At 56.5% G+C, this 17,219-nt stretch carries 13 protein-coding genes and 1 pseudogene; 6 read left to right on the top strand and 8 right to left on the bottom strand.

Annotation, left to right across the window (positions count from 1 at the left end; translation table 11 throughout):
• The first annotated feature begins 161 nt into the window (after positions 1–161).
• Positions 162–1,505 (top strand): THUMP domain-containing class I SAM-dependent RNA methyltransferase, encoded by a 1,344-nt coding sequence (locus Fuma_RS25905; RefSeq protein WP_077026679.1) that lies wholly within the window; start codon positions 162–164, stop codon positions 1,503–1,505.
• A gap of 325 nt (positions 1,506–1,830) precedes the next feature.
• A complete protein-coding gene (locus Fuma_RS25900) occupies positions 1,831–2,451 on the top strand; it encodes a PEP-CTERM sorting domain-containing protein (protein WP_158521138.1) in 621 nt (206 codons plus the stop codon).
• Positions 2,452–2,474: 23 nt separating this feature from the next.
• Here Fuma_RS25900 and Fuma_RS25895 read toward each other — a convergent pair whose 3' ends face one another.
• Positions 2,475–3,389 (bottom strand): 3-keto-disaccharide hydrolase, encoded by a 915-nt coding sequence (locus tag Fuma_RS25895; protein ID WP_229360739.1) that lies wholly within the window; start codon positions 3,387–3,389, stop codon positions 2,475–2,477.
• 241 nt (positions 3,390–3,630) lie between these two features.
• On the opposite strand from Fuma_RS25895, the gene purL reads away from it, so the two are divergent.
• A complete protein-coding gene (gene purL / locus Fuma_RS25890; protein ID WP_077026676.1) occupies positions 3,631–6,579 on the top strand; it encodes a phosphoribosylformylglycinamidine synthase subunit PurL in 2,949 nt (982 codons plus the stop codon).
• A gap of 81 nt (positions 6,580–6,660) precedes the next feature.
• On the opposite strand, the gene Fuma_RS25885 is transcribed toward purL, so the two are convergent.
• A complete protein-coding gene (locus tag Fuma_RS25885; RefSeq protein ID WP_083732333.1) occupies positions 6,661–7,389 on the bottom strand; it encodes a hypothetical protein in 729 nt (242 codons plus the stop codon).
• A 297-nt stretch (positions 7,390–7,686) separates the two neighbouring features.
• Here Fuma_RS25885 and Fuma_RS25880 point away from each other — a divergent pair, with 297 nt between their 5' ends.
• A complete protein-coding gene (locus Fuma_RS25880; protein WP_077026675.1) occupies positions 7,687–8,178 on the top strand; it encodes a DinB family protein in 492 nt (163 codons plus the stop codon).
• A gap of 77 nt (positions 8,179–8,255) precedes the next feature.
• Here Fuma_RS25880 and Fuma_RS25875 read toward each other — a convergent pair whose 3' ends face one another.
• From Fuma_RS25875 to Fuma_RS25865, 3 genes are all read right to left on the bottom strand, one after another.
• The gene (locus Fuma_RS25875; protein WP_077026674.1) at positions 8,256–8,606 is read right to left on the bottom strand and encodes an STAS domain-containing protein; all 351 of its coding nucleotides are present in this window, start codon (positions 8,604–8,606) and stop codon (positions 8,256–8,258) included.
• 70 nt (positions 8,607–8,676) lie between these two features.
• A complete protein-coding gene (locus Fuma_RS25870) occupies positions 8,677–8,973 on the bottom strand; it encodes a DUF4404 family protein (protein WP_077026673.1) in 297 nt (98 codons plus the stop codon).
• Between the two features lie 74 nt (positions 8,974–9,047).
• A complete protein-coding gene (locus tag Fuma_RS25865) occupies positions 9,048–11,225 on the bottom strand; it encodes a M3 family metallopeptidase (protein WP_077026672.1) in 2,178 nt (725 codons plus the stop codon).
• 186 nt (positions 11,226–11,411) lie between these two features.
• Between Fuma_RS25865 and Fuma_RS25860 the strand changes: the two genes are divergently transcribed.
• Positions 11,412–12,326, top strand: a complete 915-nt coding sequence (locus tag Fuma_RS25860) for a succinylglutamate desuccinylase/aspartoacylase family protein (RefSeq protein ID WP_077026671.1) — start codon at positions 11,412–11,414, stop codon at positions 12,324–12,326.
• Between the two features lie 18 nt (positions 12,327–12,344).
• Here Fuma_RS25860 and amrB read toward each other — a convergent pair whose 3' ends face one another.
• The 3 genes and pseudogenes from amrB to ald all read right to left on the bottom strand — a co-directional run bounded on the left by amrB (position 12,345) and on the right by ald (position 16,682).
• Positions 12,345–14,354, bottom strand: coding sequence for an AmmeMemoRadiSam system protein B (amrB, locus tag Fuma_RS36680; protein ID WP_349680196.1), 2,010 nt, complete (start codon positions 14,352–14,354; stop codon positions 12,345–12,347).
• 84 nt (positions 14,355–14,438) lie between these two features.
• Positions 14,439–15,560 (bottom strand): annotated as a pseudogene (amrS, locus tag Fuma_RS36675) (AmmeMemoRadiSam system radical SAM enzyme); the annotation flags it as partial.
• Positions 15,561–15,572: 12 nt separating this feature from the next.
• Positions 15,573–16,682, bottom strand: coding sequence for an alanine dehydrogenase (gene ald, locus Fuma_RS25850; RefSeq protein ID WP_077026669.1), 1,110 nt, complete (start codon positions 16,680–16,682; stop codon positions 15,573–15,575).
• A gap of 180 nt (positions 16,683–16,862) precedes the next feature.
• Here ald and Fuma_RS35460 point away from each other — a divergent pair, with 180 nt between their 5' ends.
• Positions 16,863–17,000: a hypothetical protein gene (locus Fuma_RS35460; RefSeq protein WP_158521137.1), complete on the top strand. Its 138-nt coding sequence runs from the start codon at positions 16,863–16,865 to the stop codon at positions 16,998–17,000.
• Positions 17,001–17,219: the final 219 nt, after the last annotated feature.

Here is a 17,219-nt window from a genome sequence, read left to right as displayed (position 1 = left end):
TTGCCCCAAACCACGCCGCGATTCTAGTTCGGCGATTCTCGGAAAGAAAGTGGCCATTACGTGTTCCTGAAGGAAAGAAGGCGAAGTTTGTCGATTGAATGCCTTCATTCGGAGACCATACTGACCGCAGAAATACCTCATTGTCATCTAATTGATCTCCCATGCCGCGTTTTGATCTCATCGCCACCGCCACTTTCGGTCTGGAAAATGTCGTGGCCCGCGAACTGCAGCAACTCGGCTACGAGGATTGCCGCGTTTCTGACGGGCGCGTGCTGTTTTCAGGCGATGAACGCGATATCGCTCGCTGCAATCTGTGGCTGAGATCCTCTGATCGAGTGCTGATTCGGGTGGGTGAATTTCCCGCTCCGGATTTCGGGGCGTTGTTCGACCAAACGACGGCCCTGCCCTGGGCAGACTTACTACCTGTAGACGCCAGCTTTCCCGTCAAAGGCCGCAGCGTTCGTTCTCGACTGCATGCGGTGCCGAAGGTCCAGGGAGTCACCAAGAAAGCCATCGTCGAAAGCCTGAAAAAGAAGCACAACCGATTCCGATTCGACGAATCAGGCGCTGAATTCCAGATCGAAGTGTCGCTACTGAAAGACATCGCGACACTAACCATCGACACGACCGGACCGGGACTGCACAAGCGAGGCTACCGCAGCATTGTGGGTGCCGCCCCGCTGCGAGAAACGATGGCCGCAGGGCTGATCCAGCTTAGCTACTGGAGTTCGGACCGTCCGCTGATCGACCCCTTCTGCGGCAGCGGAACAATTCCGATCGAAGCTGCCATGATCGGCCGCAACATCGCTCCCGGACTGCAGCGGTCTTTCGCCGCCGAAGACTGGCCATGGTTTGACCGCCAGACCTGGAAGGACGTCCGCACAGAAGCACGCGACACGCGGAGACGAGACCTGCCTGCTCCCATCATGGCCTACGACCACGACCCCAGCGCGATCCGATTGTCTCAACGAGGCGCCACAGACGCTGGCGTGGGCGGAAGCATTCGATTCGGTTGCCAGGAAGTCAGCGAATTGAGGTCGCCGCTAAAATACGGCTGCCTCATCACGAACCCGCCGTACGGCGAACGCCTCGGCGACAACGAAGAAGTCGAAGCCGTTTACCGAGTGATGGGCCAGACATTTGCGTCGCTGGATGCGTGGAGTCAGTACATTCTGACGTCATACAAAGGCTTCGAACGCCTCTTCGGCCGCCGAGCCGACCGACGCCGCAAACTCTACAACGGGCGGCTCGAGTGCCAGTACTACCAGTATCAGGGCCCGCGGCCGCCGCGGGAGACCGAGGGCGACTCGGTCGACAGTCGCCCTGAACCCGCCATTGAAGTGCAGAGCCACATCGCTGCAGAGCCAACGCCAACACCTGCCCAAACCCCAGTCCAGCCAAACCCCCAGCCGATTGACCCGTTTGGCACATTCGTAGCCGACTGTTCCGGTGAACAGCAGCACATCGCCTTCGATGCGAAGGCGATCGACTCTATGGAAGACTGACTAAAGCCTACGCAAAATTGGCGCCGGGTGCGTCCGCTGGTTGGGATGTGCCGATCCGCTGTAGTGGGATTCGCCAGAAATACCGAGACAAAGATTTCTGCCGAAATCCACTACAGCCCAATGAGCGGATGCACCCTCTGGTAGCCGCAGTTGTTTGAACAATCGCTGTCGTCCCGGTAAGCTTTCCTTATCAGCGGGCCGCCGAATACATCAAGACGAGAACTTTGCCATGAAGTGTCTTTCGCTTTGGGCTGCCATTGGAACGCTATTCCTGGCTTGCCATCCAATCTATGCCGATGTTGTCCTTCAATATGACCTAGAAGGAATGCTAGGATCAGAGGCCACCGTCGCGGGGATAGCGCCAGACGGAGGTATTGCCGCTCTCGATTTAAGGCGCGGCACGGGGCTCGGAAGCACAGGCGCTGCCGACTCCTTTAACAGCAATGGCTGGGACTCACCGCCGCCGATTTCGCCGTCTGCCGCCGATGAGTATTTTAGCTTTGGCTTCACAGTGGATGGCGCAACCAGCGTTGTACTCAGCGATCTGACTATTTCAACGCGCAGCAGCGATACTGGGCCGGGAACATTGGGGCTCTACTCGAACCTCGACAACTTCACAGCCAGCCTGCACACGTTCACGCAAAGTGGCACTACGCCGCTGGACCCCATCATTGATTTATCCAGCCTTGGCACACTTACAAACCAAACAGTCGAATTTCGCCTGATCGAAATCGGCAACACACAGGCCGACGGAACCGGCACAACTTCCGGCGGTGGCACTTTTCGCGTGACGAACTTCGAACGAAGTGCGTCACAGCCTATTACGTTTTCCGGCACGATCTCCGCAGTTCCGGAACCATCAACACTGTTGGGGTGCCTGATCAGCGGATTGATACTTGCCTCCGTGCGATGCCGTTCACCTCGCCGAAATCTACAGGCCGAGTAGCATCGCTTGCTCAACAATGGGCATCATTTGTCTTCAGCCTTTTCCGGTTCCGCCTTCGGGGGCCCTGAACCCTGATCACCCTCACGCGCGGGCTGATCGGCACCTTTTGCGCTCTCCCCCTGCACCTTTGCGTCATCCAATTTCTTTTTTGTGTCCATCTTCACCTTTGGCTTATTCTTCTTCACTGTAAACCCAGGCGAAGTTCGCTCCCCAACCGCTGGCTTAAGCTCTCGCACCCAGATGTTGCGGAACCTCACTGGGTCGCCGTGGAATTGCAACGCGATCGGCCCTTTTTCGGCGTGAGGTTCATAGTGTGGTGGTGCGATGTAGCTTGACGGCCCAAGTAGTTCGAAGTGGTTGAGTGCCAGCACTCCGTTGTGCAGCAGGGTCACCGTGCCGGGCTTTTCGATGTCGCCATTCACTTTGAAAACCGGTGCGTTGAAGATGATATCGTACGTGTTCCACTCGCCCGGCTTCCGCATCGCGTTGGCCAGCGGAGGCGTCTGCTTGTAGATCGATCCTGCCTGGCCGTCGAAGTAGGTTTCGTTCTGAAACGAATCCAGCACCTGAACCTCGTACAGCCCCATCAGAAAAATGCCGCTGTTGCCTCGGCCCTGCCCCGATCCTTTGATTTCAGTCGGAGCCGACCATTCCACGTGCAACTGCATGTCGCCGAAGTGTTGCTTGCTCGTAATCTGAGTCTCCTGCGGAATCGCGACACCGTCCTGCACCAGCCACTTGTCGCCGCCGTTGAACGCCGACAAGTCCTTCCCGTCGAACAACACAACGGCATCCGACGGAGGCTGACTGTCGGTTGCCCCCGGCGTCACCACTGGGGGTTCCTGCCATTCCACACCGCTCTTCCACTCCTGGGCGTGCACGTGAAGGCATGTCGATGCGAAAACGATGGCGAACAGTGATCGTGAATAACGCAGCACGGGACATCTCCTGAAGTAAACCGAAAGGCGAAAGCGGTGAAAACGTTGCCGATAATGATGCGTTGCCAACGGCGATTCAATCCAGAACGTGCTCCACCGGCACTTTTGCGGCAAGACAACGAGAGACATTTCACGGAATTGGGAAGGAATCGCTGGGTGAGTTGCCGCCAACGCCAGCCCGTGAAATACTTCCGCAGCACTGTCCGTTTTCGATGCTCACACCAATCAGAATGCCGTCAAAATGCTTTGGGAAGTTGAAATTCTGCCGTCCCAGGACGCTCGCGACCACGAAGGCCAGCGAATTCTGGCCGACGCGAAGAGCCTCGGTATTAATTCTCTCACTGACGTTCGATCGGCGCGATCGTTTCTGATGCAGGGCGAATTATCAGAAGCCGACGCAAGTAAAGCGGCCGAACTACTGCTGTGCGATCCCGTTGTGGAAACGTTCCGAGTCACCGCCCTGCCCGATTCAAATGCGGCTGACAAAACTGAGTGCCTGAACGTCCTGCTGCACCCTGGCGTCACCGACAGCGTGGCCGACAACGCTGCCAAAGCGCTCGTTCAGCAAAACCTGAACGTTTCTGCCGTCGCCACGTGCCGCAAGTACTGGCTCACAGGCAGTCTATCCGAAGCCGAACACGCGCGAGTGTCTTCCAAAGTCATCGCCAACGACGCGATTGAATACGTTGTCACCGGCCCGCTGCAACTCACCGACCTGCACGTCGGCAGCGATTACAACTTTCAACTCAGCACCGTCCCCATTCGTGGCATGGCATCAGACGACGAACTGATGAAACTATCGGCCGAAGGTCAGTTGTATCTGCAATTGGCTGAAATGCAGACCATTCGCGACTACTTCAAATCGCTCGACCGCGATCCCACCGACATCGAACTGGAAACGATCGCTCAAACGTGGAGCGAACACTGTTCTCATAAGACCCTGGCTGGCCGCATTCACTATGTGGAAACGCAGGACGGCGAAACCATCCGCGAAATCCAGTTCGAAAACATGCTGAAGGAAACAGTCTTCGCCGCCACGGTGCAGATTCGCGAAAACCTCGGCGACGACGACTGGTGCGTGAGCGTCTTCAAAGACAACGCCGGCATCGTCACGTTCGATGAAAATCAGGACGTGTGCATCAAGGTCGAAACTCACAACCACCCGTCCGCTATCGAACCATACGGCGGAGCCAACACGGGGCTCGGCGGAGTCATCCGCGACCCGATGGGAACCGGCCTGGGAGCTCGCCCGGTCTGCAACACCGACGTCTTCTGCTTTGCTCGCCCGGACTTTCCCGCCGACGAACTACCGCCCGGTGTTCTGCATCCGAAAGCCGTGATGGAAGGCGTCGTCAGCGGCGTGCGAGACTACGGAAACCGAATGGGCATTCCCACAGTCAATGGAGCCGTCTATTTCGACGACCGATATCTCGGCAACCCGCTCGTCTACTGCGGCAACATTGCCATGATCCCTCGCGACAAAAGCGAAGGTAAAGTTTCGCCGGGCGATTTGATTGTCGCTGTCGGCGGACGCACCGGTCGGGACGGAATTCACGGCGCGACGTTCAGCTCTGCAGAACTCACTGAAGACAGCGAAAGCATCAGTGGTGGAGCCGTACAGATCGGCAACCCGGTCACCGAAAAAATGGTTCTGGATGTGCTGTTGGAAGCACGCGACCGCAATCTGTACACCGCCATCACCGATTGTGGAGCTGGCGGATTCAGCAGTGCCGTCGGCGAAATGGGCGAAGAAACCGGCGCCGAAGTGTGGCTCGATAAAGCTCCGCTGAAGTACAGCGGATTGTCGTACACCGAAATCTGGATCAGCGAAGCTCAGGAACGCATGGTGCTGGCTGTCCCGGAAAGCAACGTCGCAGAATTCACCGCGCTGTGCGAATCCGAAGGCGTGGAAGCCAGCGTGATCGGTCAGTTCACAGACACTCACGAACTGGTGCTGAAGTACGCGGACAACGAAGTCGGCCGAGTCACGATGGAATTCCTGCATGACGGACGGCCGCCCGTGATTCGCGAAGCGACGTATGAACTAAGTAGCCATCACTCTCCGAGTGATGAAGCCAGCAGTGCAGACGTCGATCAACAGGCGGGCGGCACTTGGAAAGTGCCTGCTACTTTGGTTGCCGCTCTCAACAAATCAGACTACACCGCAGACCTCAAGAAAATCCTCGGCAGCCTGAACGTTGCGAGCAAAGAATGGATCATTCGCCAGTACGATCACGAAGTCCAGGCCGGCAGCGTGGTCAAACCGCTGGTCGGTATCAACAACGACGGCCCGTCCGACGCAGCCGTGGTGCGGCCTGACCTAACCTCCAACCGAGGCCTCGTGGTCAGCTGCGGTATGAACCCTCATCTCGGCGACGAAGATCCCTACTGGATGGCTGCCGCAGCGATCGACGAAGCCATTCGCAACTGCGTTGCCGTCGGAGCGGACCCATCCAAAATTGCGATCCTCGACAACTTCTGCTGGGGCAACACCGAACGTCCGGAAACTTTGGGAACACTCGTCCGAGCCGCCCTTGCTTGCCAGGACATTGCGGTGGCGTACAGCACACCGTTCGTCAGTGGCAAAGACAGCCTAAACAACGAATTCAGCTACGAAGACAAAGACGGTAATCGCCAGACAGTTGCCATCCCATCCACACTGCTTATCACAGCACTGGGCCAGATCGACCACGTGGAACAAGCTGTCACCATGGACCTGAAAGCTCCTGGCAACAAGTTGTACCTGGTGGGCAAGACCGACCCGGAAGAACTTGGCGGAAGCCACTTCAACTTAGTTAACAACATCGACGGTGGAAAAGTTCCGCAATTGAACGCAGCCGGGAACCTCGCTACTTACAAAGCCCTGCACGCCGCCATCAAGGCCGGCCTTGTAAGAAGCTGCCACGACCTAAGCGAAGGCGGCCTTGCAGTCGCAGCCGCCGAAATGGCGTTTGCCGGTGGTATTGGAGTGACGCTGAACGAAGACCTCACTGCGGCCGACTTATTCGCTGAAAGCAATGGCCGGTTTTTGGTGGAAGTTGAGCCAGGCAACACAAGTCAGTTTACGTCCAAAGTTGAAGCGACATTGGTCGGCGTCACGAATGACACGGATCGTCTTCAGGTTGGCTCCCTGTTGAACGCCGATCTTAACGAGCTGAAAACTGCGTGGCAGGAACCACTGGGTTACTGACCGCCGAAAAAAGTAGCCGTCACTTTCCAAGTGACGAAGCCCACGCGGCCGCCGGTCATCTGGCGGCGGCACCCTGCATTACTAACCCAGCCTTCGATCAAGCCGACCAAGAACCAGCGACTGAATTCTTAAGCCGTCACAACAGCGGGCTGCATCACTTGGAAAGTGATGGCTACGTTGAGTACAGAACGTATTCACCGTTCTTGAGGCTCGCTTTGCGTGGGTTTTTGGCGATATACCGACGGAAGTGTTCGAACTGAGCTTTGGATCGCACCAGATGATCGAAGCCGTCCTGCTGCCAGAATCGGCCGGACGCTCGGATGCGTTTGTTGATCGTGCGACCAGTGAATCGCTTCCATGATTCAGCATCGAATCATCATCCTTGAATGCCACCTGAAGATGAATGTGGTTGGGCATCACGACAAAGTCCGTCATCAGGTAACGGTCCCCGTCAAACTTCAACAGGCTGTCCGCGACGGTCTTTGAGTTCTCCGGATCTCTCAGCACACACGCCCCATGGCAGCGGTCGAGCTCTTCGTGCCACTTATTGGAAAACGTCGCGTAGAATTCTTCCTGAATGGGCTGCTCCAGTTTCCGCAGCAGCATTTTCCAACGCTGGTCGTCAGGATTGATACCATGCTGTCGCAGCCAGATGCGGCGTTCGACATGCCAGTTTTGCACAACAGTACGCGGCATGGAATCGTCCGTGCGAAACGTGATGAAACACACAACACCCGGCTGCGACCAATGCGGCAGGCGACGGTCCAGAATCGCAATCGGCTCGTTTCGATCAAAGAAATGCAGATCCATTTCAATAGTATGCCCAAAGTAGCCGTCACTTTCCAAGTGACGAAGCCCACGCGGCCGCCGGGTCTCTGACAGCTGCCCCCGGTTCTGCTAATTCCGCATTCGACAAAGCCGGAGCAAAAGGCAACGCATGCACTTCTGCAACGTCATAACGTCGGGCTGCATCACTTGGAAAGTGATGGCGACTTTCTGCGGCTGGCAAATGGATGCTTAGATCTGCAACTGGTATGCTCCGTCGCATACTCAGCCACCTGTTCGGATGGATCAGCAGGATATCCACAACACTTTTGAAAGCCCCCAATGAACACGAAAGACGCCATCAAACAAACCTACGGATTCAGCCAGATGGTCCTCAACGGATACCTCGGCGACTTCGAAGACGCGGATCTGATGCAGCGACCGGGCGAAGGGTGTAATCACATCGCATGGCAGCTTGGGCATCTGATCAGCTCAGAAGGCAACTTGCTAAACATGGCTGTGCCGGATGCAGCGGCTGAACTTCCGGACGGATTCGTCGAAAATCACGCCAAAGAAAACGCGGGCAGTGATGATGCGTCGCAGTTCTGCACGAAGGCAGAATACCTTGAGCTGTTTCAAAAAGTGCAGGCGGCTACATTCGCCGCATTGGACAGCCTTAGCGATGACGATCTCGACAAGCCGGGACCAGAAGGCATGCGAAACTTCTGTCCGACCGTGGGTTCGCTGTTCATACTCATTTCAACTCACGTCATGATGCACGTCGGCCAGATCGTGCCGATCCGTCGCCGCCTCGACAAACCATTTGTTATGTAAAAAACCTCGCTCGCAAGCTGCAAGCCCCTGATGCATGCGTCGCGCCTGCATTGGGGCGAGCGGCGGAGCGGGATTATTCAGGCAGCGAATGACGTCGCGGCGGCATCAACGTCAGGATACATATGCAGCAGGCGGCCAAGCTGAGCTATCGCGAGGACCTCCGCAACCATACCCTGAACACCAGCCAGAGCAATCGCTCCGTCCTGCTTCTTCACCCGGTGCGACGCGCGGACAAGTGTGCCCAGCCCGAGGCTGGAGATGTAGTCGAGTTTGCTGCAGTCCAACACCACTTTTCGCGCTCCGCTTTCGATCTCAGTCTGAATACACTGAATCAAGTAGTCAGAAGTCTCGGCGTCGAGTTTCCCTGACAGTTCGACGACCAGAACTTCGGGATACGCGTCTGGTCTGTGTGTCTTGTAGTCGATCAAGGGCCGAGTCCGTCTAGGGTGTTAGTTAAGATGCTGCAATTGCTGTCACTGCGGGAGACTGCCCGAAAGGTCAGATCCCCATATTCGCCAGTCCGTCACTCAGGCGTTGAAGCAGACCGCCGATAATCGGATGACTGACCTTGAACGCTCGCATGGAATCTTCGATCCGTTCGGTGAGCGAATCCCCCACTTCGGTCGCAGATTCTTCGTCCGCCAGAATTCGCTCAATGTCAGACGTGACACTCTTCAGCAGCTCCCGGGTTTCGGGATCGACGTCGTCCGTGCCACTTAGCGTTTCGTGCAGACTCGCAAGCGTGTTGCGTAATTCTTCTCGCGGCATTGTTGAGACCTCGACGATAACGTTCATGTAAAAGCTGAATTGTATCGACTGTAACAGACCCGGCCACTGATAAATATCAGCTCAACGACGCGGGACTTCGATCACTTCAACCCACGACGTTTCAACAACGCATCAACCGTTGGCTCCTGCCCTCGAAACGCCTTGTAGCTTTCCATGGGATCACGACTGCTGCCGCGCGAAAGCACTTCCCGTCGCAAAGTGTCGCCGTTATCCCGAGTTGCTCCGCCATTGGCCATCATGTGAGCGTGCGCATCGGCAGCCAACACTTCGCTCCACAGGTAAGCGTAGTAGCTGGCTGCATAGCCGCCTCCCCAAATATGAGCAAAATACGCAGTGCGATAACGCGGCGGCACGACCGACACATCGACGCCATACTTTTTCAACGTAGCCGCCTCAAAAGCAGCAACGTCGCCCGGAATCTCGTCAGGCGACAGCGTGTGCCATCCCAGATCTAGGATCGCCGCCGCGAGGTATTCCAACGTGTCGAAGCCCTGATTGAACTTACTGGCCGCGATCACTTTGTCCAAAAGCTCTTTCTCAATCGGCTCGCCAGTTTTGTAGTGCCGAGCGTAATTGGCCAGAATCTCTGGCTGAATGGCCCAGTCCTCTTCAAACGTCGACGGAAATTCCACGAAGTCTCGCGGTGTGGCCGTGCCCGAAACGGACGGATACGTCACATCCGAAAACAGGCCGTGAACCGCGTGCCCCATCTCGTGGAACAGCGTGGTCACGTTGTCAAAGCTGATCAATGCTGGCTCGCCTTTGGCAGGTCGAGGAATGTTCAGCGTGTTGACGATCACTGGCTTTTCATTCATCAGCTGCGACTGGTCAACGAAAGAACTCATCCACGCGCCGCCCCGCTTCGAATCTCGCTTAAACGGATCAAAGTAGAACAGACCAACCTGCGATCCATCTTCATCAAGCACATCAAACATGCGGACTTCCGGATGGAAGACGGGCAGATCTTTGCGTTCTTTGAAGGTGACACCAAACAGCTTGTTCATGGTGAAGAACACACCGTTTTCGAGCACGCTGTTCAGCTCGAAATACGGCTTCACCGCTGCATCGTTCACGTCGAATTTTTCGGCCCGCACTTTCTCTGCATAGTATTCCCAGTCCCATGGAGCCAGTTCGTGATCGGCTCCTGACTGTTTCATCATGGCTTTCAGATCCGCTGCTTCTTCCTGCACGCGAGCCACGACGCCGGGCACCAGATCGGTCAACATCTTGCGTGCGGCCGTCGGATTTTTCGCCATCTGATCGGCCAGTTTATAGGCCGCGTGATTGTCGTAGCCTAACAGCTGAGCGCGTTCGGCTCGCAACTGAGCGATCTCCAGAATCAGTCCACGATTGTCAATGCCGCCATCTTCGCCCAGGGCTCGATTCGCAGACGCTTTCCACACCCGCTCGCGGAGATCGCGATTATTCAGCGACGACAGCACGGGCACACGAGTTGTGTTGGTGATTTCCAGTACGTACTTGCCAGCGTGACCACGCTCCTTGGCCGTTTCGGCGGCGGCAGCGATTGCCGATTCGGAAAGGCCGTCCAGCACGGCAACATCGTCCACAAGAATGGATCGCGCTTTCGTTTCGGCCAGCAGGTTGTCTTCGAATTTCGTTTGCAAAGTTGAAAGCTGCTCGTTCAGCGCGCGAATACGGTCCTGGTCTTTTTCAGCGAGTTTCGCACCGGCACGAACGAAGTCTTCGTAGTGTTGTCGCAACACTTCCTGTTGTTCGCCGGTCAGGTCAAGCGAATCACGATCTTCGTACAGCGATTGCACTCGCTTGAATAACTTCTGGTTCAACAGGATGTTATCCGAATGAGCGGCCAGCAGCGGAGCCATTTCTGTTTGGATGTTCTGCAATGCATCGCTGGTGTGCGACGACGTCAAGTTCGAGAAAACCTGGCGAGCTCGCCCCAGCAGCGTGCCCGATTTCTCAATCGCCACGATTGTGTTTTCGAACTTTGGATCGGCTTGCTGACTGGCGATCGCTTCGATCTCATCCAGTTGCTGCTGCATGCCGGCCTTAAACGCGGGCTGGAAATGCTCGACTTTAATCTTATCGAACGCAGGTGCCTGTAGAGGCAACTTACTGGGCGAAGCGAAGGGATTATCAGGGGACAAGTCCCCGGCAGTTGGCGGCGTTGAGTTCACGGAAGTTGTCTTATTGTCGGGAAGTTGAGCGACTGCCGCAGGCTGAGTTAACAGCGTCAGAGTAATCGAAAGCGATAGTAAGGTGGCAAACAATCGACGCATAGCGGAAGCCTGAAATGTAGAAACGCAAGCGAGCATCGGAGCAAGATAATCGTTTTAGGAATTGTTACCATCCAGAACAGATCGGAACAACACACTGCCGGGCCGCACCAATAGACGTCAGCGAAGAAACATCTGTCAGTGCCGTTTAACGGCCAATGGCAGCGTCTCCATTAACAGAAAAAGCCCGTGGTCACCTCAATAATCAATTCTCACACCTTCAATGGCTCAGAACCGGGCCCTCACCTTCTCATCACAGCCGGTGTCCATGGAGATGAATTCGAACCGATCCGTGCGGTGCAGACGCTATTAAATCAGTTTCAAAACAAGTCTGAAGACGTGTCGGGCTTTCGTGGTAAAGTCACACTCGTCCCGTGCGTCAACGAAGCCGCGTTTCTCCGAGGTCACCGTTGCGCCGAAGACGGTTTAGATCTGGCTCGCACCTGCCCTGGGAGCGAAACAGGCAGCATTACGGAACGGACCGCGTTTGAACTCAGCCAGCTGATCGCAATGGCCGATTACTACATCGACCTGCACACCGGTGGCACCGAGTATTCGCTGTATCCGCTCGCTGGCTACATGCTGCACGCCGATCCAGAAATTCTCGAGGCCCAGCGACGTATGGCTCGCGCCTTCAATCTGCCGGTTGTGTGGGGGACATCGCCGCACCTGGACGGGCGATCCCTGTCGGTGGCTCGCGATGCAGCTGTTCCCGCCATCTACAGCGAATACCACGGTGCGGCCACATGCACTGCCAACGGGACTCGGGACTGCGTCGACGGCTGCCTGAACGTCATGGCAGAACTCGGCATGCTGACAAGAACGCAGCCGCATTGCCGAGTTCGTCACGTGGTCGAAGACCCGAAGCCTGACTCCGGACACCTTCAGGTCTGCAACCCGTCACCAGTCACGGGCGTCTTCGAACCCAACGTGGCTCTGGGAGATCTTGTAACGCAAGGCGATCCGTTGGGCACCGTGTTCCCAATCAACGACGGCGAAGCCACACCGGTTCATTCGGAAGGCAGCGGCCTGGTCATTCTGTTGCGAACATTCCCGCGCGTTAAACAGGGGGAATCAGTCGCCGTGGTTCTGGAACTACCATGAACGTGTTCGAACTTTCGTTCAACCCAATAACATCCCAGCGTATCCAACCACTCGATCCAGGTCGCCAGACACTTCGCCGCTGGTGGCGTAGCTGACTCGCTGAATACGTGACAGTTGGCCCATGGCCCGCAGCGCTTCCATCACGATGACGGCCGGCAGCACGCCGCACATCGAGATACTGTTGGAGGTGACCGTGTCATATAGCATCGCAGCATCGAGCGACTCCATCGCAGCCAAAGCCATCTCGTCCAGGCGACGGTTTTCTTCGTCGCTGGCAAAGTGATTCATGTCGCTGGAAATGATCAGCAGCGGCGCCGTTTTCATCTCCGATATCACACCGGCCAACTGTTGCCCAAACCTGACACAACGATCCAGGTTGCCGCCGCCAACTGCAATGCCGACAACCTTCGCCTGCGGTGCGAGTTCCTGCAGCAATGGCAATTCCACTTCGATGCAGTGCTCGTGCATATGGGCCGCCGCGTCCAGTTGCAGCCCGTCGATTCGATCCGCAAGTCGTTCCGCCAACTGCGGATCTGATGCCATTGCCCCGCCTGGCAATTGCCACGTTTTGTGCGGCGCCACAGCCCAATCGACTCCGCTACGAGTGTGTTTGGGGCCGATCACGATCGCTGTTTCCGGGATTTCGATCTTCTTTAAGACATCGCCGGCAACGCGGCCGGAAAATTGCAGCCCGGCATGCGGCACCATGACGGCTGGCCACTTCTCTTTGGTTTCGGGCACTTCGCCGAGGCAACTCTGGACGATGGCCGACAATGCAGATGGACTCGACGGATAGAAACGTCCCGCCACGCCCGCAGGACGAACCTCAGCACCGGGACGAGGATGAGGCACGTTCGTATTGCTGATATCTGAAGAACTGGAGACGGCCGCAAAACTGAATACGGATGCAGACGTCGGCATGGACACCTGAGCGGCCTTCGCCGATCGTTCGACCAGTTCTTCAGCTGACAACTCAGGACAAAACATCCACGCTGATCGCTGCCCTTCCGTCACCAGAACAGCGCGACTCGCTGGATCGATTCCGTTTACGTCTGGCGATTTCACAACGCCATGCATCGCCGGATCGGCAAACGCGACTAGATCGACCTTTAGCCTTGCAATCAGGTCGGGATCGAATTGCGAGTTTCGCAGCCAGCCGGCGGCAGACTGCGTCAGCTGCAATAGAGTCGTCTGCAAAGGAACGCCGCCTCGGAACTGCAACTGCGAAAACACGGCCTGTTCGTCCACGCCGCGAAACGTAAGGCGCAGAGCGATACCGTCGACAGTGCCGTCTGAGCAGTTCGCCGGAAAGCAACCAGGGACCGCCCCCTGCAGCGTCGCCATGATGTTCGCACGCGCGAAGGCCGCCAACGTTTCGACCTCCGACTGGCTCATAGGATGAGGTTTCGCGGAAATGCTGCGAGCCAGAACTGATGGCTCCATTTCCCGCTCAATCATCCGACCTTCGAAACGCACAAGCTGAGCGTCCGGTTGCTGCCACGCGGTGATTGGCAGGCCAGCCTTGCGACACACCTGGTCCAGAAATGTGCGCGAATCCCAGCCGCGTTCTATGGCCACAATCGGCAACAGTAAGCCAGACTTACCCCCTCGCACAATCTTTAAACCATGTCGCCCCACCTCAACCGCATTGACGCGGTCTTCTCCCTGCTCCGTCACGGACTCAAAGTTAAACAGCAAAGTGACGTCCAGCGTAAGATACGGCAGTTCGGTCGCTGATACCGGCGGGAACCGATGATCGTCTTTTGCCGTTCGAGCGGCCGATTGTGCCAACGCCTGCAGTAGGTTCATCGGCTGCCCAACAGATCCGCAGCAACCGCGCAGCTGGCCGTTGCGTTTGAGTGTCGCGAAGACTCCCATGACGGTGATGTCCGCCGCATTCGCCAGACTTCGATCCGGCAGTTGTATTGGGCGGCCTGTCACCGTCGCCGCCACAATTTCGCAGGCTGCACCGTGAATCGCGTCCTCCTGCTCATCCGTCAATGAGGGACTTTCGCTGATTGCCTCCATCGAGTTCATCTTTCTCTTAGTCGACTCTTCGGCCGATGGGGATTTGACTCCAGAGCCACTGCCAAGCGACACCAAATTCTCGGGGGCTGCCCCGTAACGCCCGATCTTAACGGGTAACCGCCGTCGCCCCCACGTGCCTGGCTGCGTATCAAAATGACCGGCAACGACCTCACCGCATTTGCTGCACCGATTCCCATTTAACTGGTAGCTTCCCAGCTGGTGCCAGTCTCGTTCGATCAGCAGAGTTCCGCAACTGTGACAGTAAGTGCTTTGGTTGGCGACGTCGTTGACGTTACCAACGTACGCGAACTTCAGTCCCTGCCGCAGGGCAATTCCACGCGCCTTCAAGAGCGTTTCGTGAGGCGTCCGGCCTCGATCCGTCATGCGAAAATCCGGGTGGAACGCGGTGAAATGAATCGGCACGTCAGCTCCAACGGCGTCCAACAGCCAGTCGCACATGCGACGCAATTCGTCGGGTGAATCATTGGCTTCAGGGATGATCAGGTTCGTCACCTCGAACCAAACGTCGCTTTCGTGCTTCAGCCACCGCAGCGTTTCCAGCACCGGAGCCAGTTTCGAATATGTAATCTTTTCGTAGAAGTCTTCAGTGAATGCCTTCAGATCCACATTGGCAGCATCCATGGCATGAAAGAAAGCTGGACGAGCTTGCGGCATGATGTAGCCCGCCGTGACAGCAACCGACTTGATGCCTGCAGCCCGACAGGCCTTTGCCGTGTCGATAGCGTACTCCGCCCAGATAATCGGATCGTTGTAGGTGTAAGCCACACTGCGACAACCGGTGTCCTTCGCCGCCGCCGCAATCATCTCCGGCAACGCCAGCTCGCTCAACTTTTCCACTTCGCGCGACTTGGAGATATCCCAGTTCTGACAAAACCTGCAGCCGAGATTACAGCCCGCCGTACCAAACGACAGCACCGCCGTACCGGGATAGAAATGATTAAGCGGCTTCTTCTCGATCGGATCGATGCAAAACCCTGTGCTGCGACCATAAGTCGTCAGCTTCATCTTGCCGTCGACGTTCTGACGGACGAAACAGAAACCGCGATCGCCCGGCTTCATGTGGCATTCACGAGGACACAAGTCGCAAACAATGCGATTTTCTTCCTCAGCAGAATGCCACCAGCCTCCGTCTACAAACCCAGCGCTGTCGGGCAGATTTTCAGGTGGCAAGATGACAGTTTTCATGGCGACAGCGAATCAACAATCCGAATAGTTCACGAATGGCAGGCCGAATGTCTCCGCGACTGCTCGATTGGTCACCTTCCCACCATACATATTCACAGCGGCCGCCAGTCCATCATCGGCGGCTGAAGCTTTCCGCAGCCCGTTGTTGGCGATCTTCAGGACATGCGGAAACGTAACGTTGCACAGCGCATACGTGCTGGTCCGACCGACGGCCCCCGGCATGTTGGTCACGCAATAGTGAACGATGCCGTCTACAATGAAAGTTGGTTCGGCATGAGTCGTCGGTCGCGACGTTTCGGTGCAGCCGCCCTGATCAATGCACACGTCGATGATGACGGCACCCTGCTTCATCAACTTCAAATCGTCCGCCGTCACCAGCCGAGGTGCTCGCGCCCCTGGGATCAGAACGCCACCAATCACAAGGTCCGCCTTCTGCAACTGTTCACGTACGCTGTGGCGATCGCTAAAGATCGTGTTCACGTTCGCTGGCATGATGTCTTCCAGATAACGCAGTCGATCCACGTTGATATCCAGAATGACGACGTCCGCCTGAAAGCCGGCCGCGATTTGAGCCGCATTTTTGCCAACAACACCACCGCCCAGAATCGCTATATGAGCCGGCTGAACTCCTGGTACGCCGCCGAGCAAAATACCACGACCGTCCTGAGGCCGCTCCAGAAACCTGGCACCTTCCTGAATGCTCATCCGCCCCGCCACTTCACTCATCGGCGTCAACAGCGGCAAGTCCCCCTTGCGCCCTCGCAGCGTTTCATACGCGACTGCTGTTGCCTTCGATTCCAGCACATTGCGAGTCAGCTCTTCATCAGCCGCGAAGTGGAAGAACGTAAACAGAATCTGCCCTGGGCGAAGGAGCGGCCATTCGGAAGGCAGCGGCTCTTTGACTTTGACAATCAGATCCGCATTGGCAAAAACTTCTTCATGAGTCTCCACGATCGTCGCGCCTGCGGCGGCGTACTCGTCCGCAGGAATGCCGCTCCCCTGACCGGCCCCGCGTTCCACCAGCACCTGGTGCCCAGCTGACACCAACTCCTCAACCCCACTGGGTAACATGGCGAGTCGATACTCGTCCGATTTTATTTCTCGGGGGACTCCAAGGATCATTGCGGCAAGCTCTTCAAAATTGATTTTAATCGGTTACTTAGAAACCTCTGCCACAAGCAATATCAGCTGTGGCTGTCCTACTTTCGTCAACGTCAAACCGGTTTGCTCGCCCACGCTTTTCAAGAGTGGCTCCGCGGCCGAACCGTCACCGGCCATTCGAGTCCCCAGTACAGAATTAAAATGAATACGCTCTTCTGGCGACATCTCGACTTCCTTGATGATCACAACACCGGACGATTTGGCAACCCAATCAAGGAATCCGGAAAGATGGGGCCGCAGTGCTTCAGCACTTCCCCCGATGTGCAAAACAGTCGCTGAACGTCTCGCTGACAAGAAGAACGGACTTTACCACAGAGGCCACGGAGAAACACAGAGTGCAGTAGTGGGCGGGTTCGCCCGCTGGCCGATTTGGCGCTGGCGTTCCGAACGAACAATAGCACTGCCCGCCAAACAGCTCGGCGCGACCCTGGAGAGGTCAAACTTCTGGCGGGACGAAAGCATTCCAAAATCGGCGCATAGAAAAAGCGGTCGAAGGAA

Source organism: Fuerstiella marisgermanici, from assembly GCF_001983935.1.
Classification (GTDB): Bacteria; Planctomycetota; Planctomycetia; order Planctomycetales; family Planctomycetaceae; genus Fuerstiella; species Fuerstiella marisgermanici.
Note: the sequence above shows the minus strand (reverse complement) of the source record. Positions and strands in the feature narration are given on the sequence as shown.